The organism is Motilibacter deserti (assembly GCF_011250635.1).
GTDB classification, from domain to species: domain Bacteria; phylum Actinomycetota; class Actinomycetes; order Motilibacterales; family Motilibacteraceae; genus Motilibacter_A; species Motilibacter_A deserti.
In genome coordinates, this window is the sequence record NZ_JAANNP010000056.1 from 1 (window position 1) to 11623 (window position 11623).

Annotated in this window: 4 protein-coding genes; all 4 read left to right on the top strand. The window is 74.2% G+C overall.

Going from position 1 to position 11623, the window contains the following annotated elements; genetic code table 11:
- The first annotated feature begins 107 nt into the window (after positions 1–107).
- The 4 genes from G9H71_RS18580 (at position 108) to G9H71_RS18595 (ending at position 11473) form a co-directional block, all read left to right on the top strand.
- Positions 108–6134: an SDR family oxidoreductase gene (locus tag G9H71_RS18580; protein ID WP_166284285.1), complete on the top strand. Its 6027-nt coding sequence runs from the start codon at positions 108–110 to the stop codon at positions 6132–6134.
- Positions 6131–7618 carry a cytochrome P450 gene (locus G9H71_RS18585; protein WP_166284286.1) on the top strand — a complete coding sequence of 496 codons (1488 nt, stop codon included), beginning with the start codon at positions 6131–6133 and terminating at the stop codon, positions 7616–7618. The genes G9H71_RS18580 and G9H71_RS18585 overlap by 4 nt, the downstream gene beginning before the upstream one ends.
- A gap of 86 nt (positions 7619–7704) precedes the next feature.
- Positions 7705–10023: an SDR family NAD(P)-dependent oxidoreductase gene (locus tag G9H71_RS18590; protein WP_166284287.1), complete on the top strand. Its 2319-nt coding sequence runs from the start codon at positions 7705–7707 to the stop codon at positions 10021–10023.
- 67 nt (positions 10024–10090) lie between these two features.
- Complete coding sequence (locus tag G9H71_RS18595; protein ID WP_166284288.1) at positions 10091–11473, top strand: flavin-containing monooxygenase; 1383 nt, start codon at positions 10091–10093, stop codon at positions 11471–11473.
- Positions 11474–11623 lie beyond the last annotated feature (150 nt).

The following is an 11623-nucleotide window of genomic DNA, read 5'->3' on the forward strand; positions in this document are numbered from 1 at the left end:
GCCGGCTTCCGCATCGCGGACCACGGGACGCTCGGCCGGATCGCCGACCTCGTCCTCTCCCAGCACGGGGCGCCCGTCGCCCTGCAGACCGTCTGAGGGCGGACACCATGACACTTGCCCCATCACTCGACGGCGCCGTCGCGCTCGTCACCGGCGGCGGCCGCAACGTCGGCCGGGCCATCGCGCTCCGGCTCGCGGCGGAGGGTGCGACGGTCGTCGTAAACCACTTCCGCAGCCCGCAGGCGGCGCGCGACACGGTCGCCGCCATCGAGGCAGCAGGCGGCCGGGCTGTCGCGATCCGTGCCTCCGTCGCGGTCGAGGCCCAGCGGGACGCGATGTTCGCCGAGATCGACGAGCGCTTCGGCCGGCTCGACGTCCTCGTCAACAACGCCGCCTACGGGGCTCTCGTGCCCGACGAGCAGGTCGACGACAAGCTCCTCGACCGGGCGCTGGACACGAACCTGAAGGGGAGCCTGGGGTGTGCGCGGGCGGCGGCCGCGCTGATGGCGCGCCACGGCGGCGGCAGCATCGTCAACCTGTCCACCCTCGGCGGCGGCAGCCTGGTGATGGCCAACTATCTCGCCTGCGCGCCGGCTAAGGCGGCGGTCGAGGCGCTGACCCGCTACCTCGCCGTGCAGCTGGCCCCTCAGGGCATCCGGGTCAACACGGCTGCCGCGGGGCTGATCGAGAGCGAGGTGATCGGCTACTTCCCCGACGCGCAGAGCATGCAGGAGACGGTCGTCGCCGCGACCCCCATGGGCCGGCTCGGCCGCCCGGAGGAGTTCGCCGAGGTCGTCGCCTTCCTCGCGTCGCCGCGATCGAGCTGGATGACCGGGCAGCTCGTGCTGGCCGACGGCGGGTTGTCCACCGGGGCGGCGCTGCTCTCGCCGGCTCCGCAGGCCGCGGCGCAGCCCCAGCCCGAGCCCGCGGCGGAGGCCGCACCCGCCCCGCCCGTCGAGATGCCCGCCCCGCGCCGTCCCGCCCAGCTCCTCGAGCGTGCCGAGCAGGCCGCCAGGACGCAGCCGGCGTCGACGGCGCCCCGGCCCGTGGCGCCCGAGGAGGACGAGATCGCCGTCGTCGGCATGGGCATCACCGTGTCCGGCGCGAACGACCCGGAGGAGTACTGGCGCCTGCTGCGCGACGGCGCGGAGCTGTTCGTCGAGGTCCCACCGGACCGCTGGGAGAACGACCACTTCTACGCCCCCGACCGCGCAGCCGAGGACAAGACATATTCGCAGCGGTCGGCCTTCATCACCGGCTTCGTCCCGCACCCGGCCCTCGCTGCGGAGCTCTCCGCGAACGGGGGCGGTGCCCAGCCCGAGTCCACGACGCTCTGGCTGCGCCACGCCCTGCTGCAGGCGCTCGAGGGCGTCGTGACAACTCCTGAAGACGCTCTCGGCCTCATGGTCGGCTACACGGCCGACGGCAGCCAGCACCTCGAAGAGGCGATGCTGCGTTCGGGCGTGCGTACGCGGATGGAGAGCGTGCTGCGCAGCCTGCAGGTCCCGGCGGACGAGCGGGAACGCCGGCTGGGCGCGGTCGACGAGGCGCTGTCGCGGAGCTACCCGCGCAGCGGCCCGGACCCGATGCGCTACCTGCCCCACCAGGTGGGCGCCCACGCCATGCGCGGCGTGCTCCCTGCCGACACCGAGCTCCTGGTCGTCGACACAGCCTGCTCCTCCTCGCTCTACACGGTCGACCTCGGGGTCAAGGGGCTGGTCGACGGCCGCTACGACGTGGCCGTCTGCGGTGGGGCGTTCGCGCTCGGGCCGCGCGGCTCCATCCTCTTCGCGAAGCTCAACGGCCTGTCGGCCCGAGGAGAGGTGCGCTCGCTGGACGCGGGCAGCGACGGGGTCCTGTTCGCGGACGGCGCCGCCGTCGTGGTGCTCAAGCGGCTGAGCCGGGCGCGCGCCGACGGCGACCGGGTCCTCGCGACGCTCCGCGCCTTCGGCTCCTCCTCCGACGGCAAGGGCAAGGCGATCTACGCACCCTCGCCGGCGGGGCAGAAGATCGCGATCCAGCGGGCGATGGCGCAGGCCGGCGACGTCCCGCCTCCCGAGTGGGTCGTGGCCCACGCCACCGGGACCCCCGCGGGTGACCTCGCGGAGTTCACGACTTTGCGCGAGACGATCGATTCCGCAGCACCGGTGCAGGTGACGTCGAACAAGTCGGTCATCGGCCACACGGGATGGGCGGCCGGTGCCGCCAGCCTCATCGAGGTCGTCCTCGCACTGAAGCACGGCGAGATCCCGCGCCAGCACCGCTTCACCGCGCCGCCGGAGTCTTTCCAGGTCGGCTCGACCTGCCTGGACATCCCCGTCGCCGATGTCCCGTGGCCGCGGCGCGAGGACCGGCGTACGGCCTCGGTCTCCGGCTTCGGCTTCGGCGGCACCAACGCGCACCTCGTCGTGCAGGACCCGCCGGCCGCCGCTGCGGAGGGGACGTTGAGCGTCCCGAAGCGGCAGCGGCTCGCCATCGTCGGGCAGGCCGCGCACGTGCCGGGCGGGATCGGTGCCGAGCAGCTCGCGGGCCTCCTCGCCGACGGCGCGGAGCCGGAGCGGTCTTTCGGCCCGAGCTACCCGCTGCCGCCGTTCCAGAAGGTACGGATGCCACCGGGCATCCTGCGCTCGATCGACCGGTGCCAGCTGATGATCCTGGAGTGCGCGCACACCCTGCGCGACCGCCTCGGGGACTTCTGGGAGGCCGAGCGGCGCACGATGGGCGTCCTGCTCGGGCACATGGGCGCGACACGCAACGCCACGCTCTACGCCACCCGGTGCTACCTCGACGACCTCTCGCGCCGGCTCCCGGCCGACCCCGCCCTCGCCGGGGCGGAGTGGCTGGACGAGGCGATGAAGCGGCTCGCCGACGACGTGCGGGGCCTGGTGGCGCCCTCCAACGAGGACTCGTTCCCCGGGATGATGCCGAACGTCATCCCGGCCCGCGTCGCGAACTACTTCGACCTCAACGGCCTCAACATGACGGTCGACACCGGCTTCACCTCCGCCCTCAGCGCGCTCGACGTGGCGGCCCGCTACCTGCTGGCCGGTGACCTGACCGTCGCGCTCGTCGGCGGCATCAACGGCAACGCCACGGTGGAGGCGCGCGAGCTCGTGGCGCCCGTCCTGTCGGGCGAAGCCGAGTTGGCTGAAGGTGCGTTCTTGTTCGCCGTCGTGACCGAGGAGACTGCCCGGAGGGCCGGCCTGGAGGTCCTCGGGCTGTTCGACCCGGAGGAGCTGCAGGAGGCGGCGGCGGCCGGTGCGGCTCCGGCCGACGTCACCTGCGGCGCGGTGCCGTCCGGCCGGACCGCAAGCTACCTCGGTGCCGAGGGCGGGCTGGGCATCCTGCAGGCCCTGGCGGCGACCGCGCGCGGGGAGCGGGCGACGGTGGTGTGCGACGGCGGGGACGTCCCGGGCCGCCGGCTGGTGCTGGTCCCGGACGCGGAGCCCGCGGCCGACGCCGGCCCGGCTCCCGACGCCTCGGCCGCCGGCACGGCGCCCGCCTCCGCCGGCCAGCAGCCCGCACTTCCCGCGGGCACGCTTCCCGACGGCACGCCGTGCAAGGTGGACCGGCACGTCGCCCGCCTCGTCCCCGACCCCGGGGACGGCGGAGGCCCGACCACCCGCTTCTGGCCCGCGGGCGAGCGCGTCGTGGTCCTCACCGACCGGCCGGACCTGGTCACCGGCGTCGCCCCGCCCTCGGCGTTCGTGCTGTCGGTGGCACCGGTCGACCCGGCGAGCGGAGCGGTGCACATCGCCGAGGTCAGCCCCGACGCCGTGGCCGCGGCGCTCGGCACGGCACCGGTCCGGCACGTCCGTGTCGTGACGACGCTCGCGGCCTCCACCCGGCAGCCGGCGTACGCGTCGACCGGCGTCGAAGCCCTCCATGACCTGCTCTTCTGCACGCTGCAGGCCGGCTACGACCGGCTCCGTGAGCCGGGCGCGAGCTGTGTCGTGCTGGCGCTGGACGCGGTGGCGGGCGACGCACCGGCGCCCCTGGCGGGGCTCTTCACCGGGCTGCTCAAGGTGGCCCGGCTCGAGCTGGAGCAGAGCACGACGTACGCCGTGCTGACCTCGGCCCAGGCCCTGTCCGCCGGCGTCGCAGAGGCGGAGGCCGAGTCCGCCCACACGCGTGGCCTCCCCGTCGCGTACTACCTGGACGGCTGCCGCTGCACCAGCCGGCTGCAGGTGGACGCGGGGGAGCAGGCCGAGCTGCCGACGCTGAACGAGTCGTCGCTGGTGCTCGCCGTCGGCGGTGGGCGTGGCATCACGGCCGAGCTGCTGGCCGGGCTCGCCCGCGACGTCCGCCCGCACATCGTCGTGGTCGGGAGCAACCGCATCGACGAGCACCCCGAGCGCTATCTCCAGATGCCCGAAGCGGAGTTCCTGTCCTCGCGCAGCGGCTACATGCGCGAGCAGCTCGCACAGGGCGGCGGGGTGACGCCGGCGCAGGCGAACGCCCGTTTCCAGCGTATCGCCGACGCGCGCGACACGGTTCGCAACCTCGACCGGCTGCGCGCCCTCTGCGGGGCCGACCGGGTGCGCTACCTCGCCTGCGACATCCGCGACGCCCACGAGGTGCGTGGCGTCGTGGAGCAGGCTCTCGCTGTGACGGGGCGGGTGGACCTGCTCATCAACGCCCCCGGCCTCAACCGCTCGGCACCGCTGAACGTCAAGAGCTTCGAGGAGTTCCGGAGGATCCGCGACCTCAAGCTGCGGGCGTACCAGAACCTGAAGTCGGCCTTCGGTGACGTGCGGCCCGGCCTGTGGTGCAACTTCGGCTCGCTGCTCGGCATCACCGGCCAGGTCGGTGAGGCCGACTACGCCGCGGCGAACGACTTCCTCGCCTGCGCCGCGACCTACGCGCACGACGCGCTCGGTGCGGCGGAGACGACGATCGCCTGGACGCTCTGGGGGGAGGTGGGGCTCGGGGCCGGCGAGCTGACCAAGGCGTACTTCGAGAAGACCGGGATGTACTCGGCCATGAGCACCGCCGAGGGCGTGCACCACTTCCTGCGTGAGCTGCGGATGGCCCGGGTGGAGCCGCTGTCGGTCCACCTCGGGGACGCCGAGCGCGCGGCGGTGGGGCGGCTCATCCCGGGCTTCCTCAGCACGGGCCCGGCCACACCGGCGACATCCGTCCAGGAGAGGCCCGAGCCGCACTTCCTCGACCGGGAGGTCTCGCGCACCGCCACGAGCGCGGTGTTCGAGCACGGGTTCTCCGTCGGTGCCGACCCCTACCTCGCCCACCACCTGGTCTCGGGCGCCCCGACCCTGCCTGGAACGTTCGTCACCGAGATCGCCTACGAGGCGGCGTCGGCCCTCCTGCCCGACCTGCAGGTCTACGCGCTGGAGGACCTCGTCTTCCACCGCTTCCTCAAGGTGCGGCCGGACGCGGCACCGGTCCCGCACCGGGTGAGCGCCACGGTCGCCGAGGTGCGACCGGACCTGGGGCAGGCGGTCGTCGAGGTGCGGGTCACCTCCGACGTCGTCGCCCCGAACGGCACCGTGCTGGTCCGCGACCGGCTGCACTTCACCACACGGGTGCTGCTCGCGCGCAGCCTGCCGGAGGCGCCGCGGTGGGAGCCCTGGCCCGCGCTGTCCGAGACCCCGGTGGTCGACCCGTACCACGCGGCCGGCTCCCCGGTGCTGCTCACCGACATGTTCGCCTCGACCACGCGGACCCGGCTGCACCCCTGGGGCAAGCGGTCGACCTACGACCTGCGGCTGCGCCCGGACGACCCGGTCTTCTCCCGGTTCGGCGTGCCCACGATCCTGCTCGACGGGCTCGCGCGCACCGGGGTGCTCGCCCTCGTGCAGGACGGCCTCGTCCCGCTGGCCGCACCGCTGAGCATCCGCCGGGTCAACCTCTACGAGCGCACCAACGACGCGCGGATCGCCGCCGAGCACGGCACGGTCGAGCTGTACGCCGTGCTCGACGACGCCGGCGACGCGGGCGGTGCGGGGGCGGGCAACGCGTTCACGGCGGTGCGCCCTGACGGGCGCGTCCTCGCCGAGCTGCGCGACCTCGACTGGACGGTGCTCGGCTTCCTGCGCCCGGAGACGGGCGAGTTCCTCCAGCCGGACCAGGTCCCGGGCGCCGGCTCCCTCTCGACGATGGCAGGTGTGCGATGACGACCGCGACCCCCGGTCCGGAGGCGGCCGTCGACGCTCCCGCGATCCCGGTGCAGAGCAGGGCCGACCGGGCCCGCGCCCTGCTCCCGACGAGCCGCCGCGCGTCCGGGGACGGTGCCGCCGCGCGGCCCGGGCGTGCGCCCGGCCCCCGCGGGCCGTACGAGATGGTCCGCAACCTGCGCCGGCTGCAGTCCTGTGCGCCGCTGCTCTTCCAGGACCTGCACCGGTCCTACGGCGACGTGGTCCGGCTGCCGCTGGGGCCGTACCTCACGCACCTGAACCTGCACCCGGACGGCGTCCGTCACGTGCTGCAGGACAACAACCGCAACTACGTGCGCGGCAAGATGTACGAGCGGTTCAAGATCTTCTTCGGCATCGGGCTGCTCACCACCGACGGCGAGGAGTGGCGCGTACGCCGCCGCCGGGTCAACCCGCTCTTCCACCAGACGGCGATCGCGGGCATGGCGACGGCGATGACCGACGCGACGTCCGTCGTGCTCGACCGGTGGGAGCGGTCGGCGGCCGAGCGCACTCCCGTCGACGTCGTGCCCGAGATGATGGACCTCAGCCTCGGCGCGCTCGGGCACATCATCTTCGGCACCGACCTGTGGCCCTCCGCGCCGCGCGTCGCCCCGGCGATGGCCGTGTCGCTCGAGGCCATGATCTTCAAGGGCACCGCGTCCCAGATGACGCCGGACCGCATCCCCACGCGCTACAACCGCACGATCGCGGACGCCCGCGGCGTCATCGACGAGGCGGTCCGCGCCATCGTCGCCGAGCACCGCCGGGAGGGCCGTGACGCGCCGGCGGACCTGGTCGACCTGCTCCTGCACGCGCAGGCCTCCGAGGACGGCGACGAGCCGTTGTCCGACGACCTCGTGCACGACGAGATGCGCACGATCTTCATGGCGGGGCACGAGACGACGGGCACGGGCCTCGCGTGGGCGCTGCACGAGCTCGCGTGGCACGAGGAGGTGCAGGAGCGGGCGGCCGCGGAGGTCGCGGAGGTGCTCGGCGACCGCGTGCCCACGGTCGAGGACGTGCGGAAGCTGACGTACGTGCGGATGGTCGTCGACGAGACGCTGCGCCTGCACCCGCCGATCTGGCTCTATCCGCGCGACGCCGTCGAGGACGACGAGATCGGCGGCTACCGCATCCCTGCCGGCACGCACGTCTTCCAGGTGCCGTTCGTGACGCACCGCCACCCCGACCTGTGGGAGCGGCCGACGTCGTTCGAGCCGGATCGCTTCGCCCCGGACGCCACGGCGCAGCGCCCGCGTTTCGCGTACTTCCCCTTCGGCGGCGGCCAGCGCCAGTGCATCGGCAACCAGATGGCGCTGCTGCAGACGACGCTGACGCTCGCCATGGTGCTGCAGCGCTTCCGGCTCGACCCGACGCCCGGCCGTCCGCCGGAGCTCGGCACGCTCGTCTCGCTCCGCCCGCTGACGGGGCTCCCGCTGGCCGTCAGCGAGCGCAGCCCGTGAGCCTGCTCGCGCCGCCTGCGCCTCCTCAGCAGCGGCCGGCTCCTGCCCCCGCGCCGGCCGCGCCCTCCCGCCCCGTCGGGAGGTACGTGTGGGAGCCGCAGGAGGTCGCGCCGGCGCAGGGAGGGGGCGAGCGTCTGCGCGGCCGCGTGGTGCTCGTCGTCGGGGGCGGGGACGGGCCGGCCGCCGCGCTGGTGTCCGCGCTCACGGCCGCCGGCTCGCGCGCCGTGCGCGTCCCGCCGGACACGGACCGGGCCGGGGCGGCCCAGCTGGTCGCGTCGCTCGGGCGGGTCGACGGCCTGGTGGACCTGAACCTGACGTCGGCCTTCGATGTCACCGCCGGGCGGACGTACGAAGCACCGTTCCTGCAGTCGATCGCGCTCCTGCAGGCGCTGCAGCCGGAGTGGGCGGCAGAGGAGGACACGACGCGCGTCTTCTACGTCGCGGTCACCCGCATGGGCGGGCGCATGGGCTTCGACGGCGGCGCGGTGCCGCAGCCGCTCGGCGGGCTGTGGGCCGGGCTGGCCAAGGGCCTGCCGCGCGAGCTGCCGACGTGCAACGTGAAGGTGGTCGACCTCGCCGGCCAGAGCGACGACGAGGCGGCCGCGCTGGTGTGCGCGGAGCTCTACGACTGGGGGCTCTTCGAGGTCGGCCACACGGACCGCCGGTGGACGCTCGCCGCCCGGCCGGCGCCGGTGGGCCCGCCCGTGGCGGCGCTCGGCCCGGGCGACGTGGTCGTGATGACCGGTGGCGGGCGGGGCATCGGCTTCGCGCTCGCTCGCCACCTCGCTGCCGCGTACGGATGCCGGGTCGTGGTGAGCGGCCGCGCGCCCCGGCCCCCGCAGGACGACCCCGTCCTCGCGCTCGACGACGCGGGCTTCCGCCGGCTGCGGGACGACCGGCTCAAGGCAGCTGCGGCGGAGCGGCGCGTGGCCGAGGCCCGGCGCGAGCTGGCGGCCCTGGCGCGCGAGCGCGAGCTGTGGCGGAACCTGCGCGACGCCCGGGAGTCCGGCGCCGACATCGACTACGTCCAGCAGGACGTGACCGACCCGGCCGACGTGCGCCGGCTGCTCGCCGCGGCCGGCGACCGGCTCGTCGGCGTGGTCCACAACGCCGGGCTCGACGTGCCGGCGCGGCTGCCGGTCAAGAACGACGACGACGTCCGCCGCGTGCTCGCGGTGAAGGTACTCGGATTCCTGAACCTGGTTGCCGCCCTCGAGGACTCGGCCCGGCCCGAGTTCGTCTGCAACGTCGGGTCGCTGACCGGCCGCTGGGGCGGTATGGTCGGCCAGCTCGACTACGGCGCGGCGAACGAGGCGCTCAGCCGGCTGGGGCTCTGGGCCGGCGCCGCCGGAGCCGCGGTGTCGACGCTGTGCTGGCCGACCTGGGACCGGCTCGGGATGATCAGCAACTACGAGGCGACCCTGCGCTACATGTCCTCCCTCGACGTGGGGGAGGGCGTCCGGCTCTGGGCTGACGAGCTGCTGGCCCGCACTCCGGGCGAGGTCACCTTCCACGGCGAGGTCGGCGCGTCGATCGTGCCGTCGCTGCTGCGCGGCTACCCGAGCTGGTCCCGGCTCCCTGGCATCGGCCGGCTCCGCACCGAGCTGCACCTGCTCGGCGAGCCCCGCCGGTTCGCCCCCGGCCGCGCGGTGGAGTCCGTGGTCCCGCTCGACCCCGGGCTGCTGCCCGTCGCCCGCGACTTCCGCGTCGACGGCGCGCCCGCGCTGCCGGTCTCCCTGGTGCTCGAGCACCTGCTGGCCGCCGGCCGCTGGGTGCTGCCGGAGGGGCGCGAGGACCTGGAGCTGCTGGCCGTGCGCGAGCTCCGCGTCGAGCTGCCCGCGCTCCGCCTGATGCACGGGCGCACCGCGCTTCTCGCGAAGTCGGCAACAGCGAAGTGGGTTGCTGACGAGTGGCACGTCGAGGCGGCGCTGGAGCTGGACGGCGCCGACGCCGCACGCGCCCTGCTCGTGCTCGGCGCACGGCCCGCGCCGGCCCCGCCCCAGGTGCTCCCGGAGCCACCGGGGGCCCTGCCGCCGGCCGGCGCTCCGACGTCGGACCGGCTGGCCTGGCTCGGTCACACCTTCCGCCCGGCGGACTGGCGCGTCGCGCCGGACGGCAGCTGGCACGCTGCCTCGACCCCCGCGTACGCCGCCGACGTCCTGGGCGCCACCCCGGCCCCGCTGCTCGCGCTCGACCTCGCCGCGGTCGAGGGGCTTGTGCGCGGGGTCTGGGCGCGCAGCGGCACTCCCACCGCCCGCGTGCTCAACGTGCCGCGGATCGAGCTCGGCCCCGCAGCCGGCCCCGCCCGACGGCTCCACGTCGACGCCACCGGCGGCACATGGGCCGCGCTCGACGCCGCCGGGGCGCCGGTCGCCCGCCTCCTCGCCCCGTCCCTGCACCCCTGAACTGCTCGCCCTGACCTGGGCGGATGCCCGTGCTCCCCGCCCGACAACGCTCCGAAAGCAGGAAGCCATGACCGTGGACGACCGATCGACGAAGTTCTGCGTCATCGGCGCCGGCGCCGCCGGCCTCACCGCCGCCAAGAACCTCCTGCAGCTCGGCATCGAGGTCGACGTCATCGAGCGCGAGGACGAGCTCGGGGGCAACTGGAACTACGGCAAGCCCAACAGCAGCATCTACCGCTCGGTGCACATGATCACGTCGAAGCCCTTCACGCAGTACACCGACTTCCCCATCCCCGCCGAGTACCCCACCTTCCTCGGCCAGCGGCAGGCGCTCGCCTACCTGCGCTCCTACGCAGAGGCGTTCGGCCTCGAACGGCACATCGAGTTCGAGCGGACGGTGGAGAGCGTCGAGCGCACGAAGGACGGGCTGTGGAACGTCGTGCTGGACGGCGGGGAGGCGCGGCGCTACGCCGGGCTCGTCGTCGCGAACGGCCATCTGTGGAAGCCGCGCTACCCCGGCTACCGCGGCCACTTCGACGGCGTGACCGTGCACTCGGGGGACTACAAGACCCCCGACGTCCTGCGCGGCAAGCGCGTGCTCGTCGTCGGGGCGGGCAACTCCGGCTGCGACATCGCGGTCGAGGCCTCGCAGAACGCGGCCGTGACGTTCCACAGCACGCGGCGCGGCTACCACTACTGGCCGAAGTACCTGTTCGGCCAGCCGTCCGACGTGGTCTACGAGCTCGCGCTCAAGACCCGGTCGCCGCTGCCGATCCGGCGCGCGCTGGGCAAGCTCTTCCTCACCGTCAACAACGCCGGCAGCGCGAAGAAGTACGGCCTGCCCGAGCCGTCGCACCGGTTGTACGAAGAGCACTTCATCATCAACAGCACGCTGCTCTACCACCTCGGCCACGGCGACATCGCACCCAAGCCGGACGTCGCGGAGCTGCGCGGGGACCGGGTGCTGTTCACCGACGGCACCGAGGAGCAGGTCGACGTCATCGTCTACGCGACCGGGTTCCAGCTCGCCGAGTTCCCCTTCCTCGACGCCGACGCCCACCTCAACGCACAGGGGGGCTTCCCCCGGCTCTATCTCAACGCCTTCCACCCGACGTACGACAACCTCTTCGTCATCGGGTTCTTCCAGACCTCGACCGGCAACTGGCCGCTGATGGACTACCAGTCCCAGGTCATGGCCCGCTTCGTGCGCCAGCTGCGCGACGACCCCGAGCAGGTCGGCTGGTTCCGCGCGCTCAAGGCCGACCCCGGCAGCGCCGGCCGGCTCAACGGCGGCATCGACTACTACAACTCGGAGCGGCACGCGCTCGAGGTGGAGCACTTCGCCTACCGCGGCGCGCTCAAGCGGCTGGCCCGCAAGCTCGGCGCCTCGCAGGGGATCCCGGCCCAGCGCGCCGTCTCCGAGCCGGCTCGCGCGCCCGAGGCCGTCTGACGTGCTCGAGGCCCTCGCCCGGCTGTCGGTCCGCCGGCCGCTGGCGCTCCTGCTCGGGAGCCTCGTCGTCGCGGCCGTGGCCGCGGTGCTGGGCGTGCCCGTCGTCTCCTCGCTCAACGGCGGATCGCCGGACTTCGTGACCCCGGGGTC

Coding starts and splice junctions, on each gene's coding strand:
- G9H71_RS18580 (WP_166284285.1), top strand. CDS start 108: ATGACACTTGCCCCATCACTCGACGGCGCCGTCGCGCTCGTCACCGGC.
- G9H71_RS18585 (WP_166284286.1), top strand. CDS start 6,131: ATGACGACCGCGACCCCCGGTCCGGAGGCGGCCGTCGACGCTCCCGCG.
- G9H71_RS18595 (WP_166284288.1), top strand. CDS start 10,091: ATGACCGTGGACGACCGATCGACGAAGTTCTGCGTCATCGGCGCCGGC.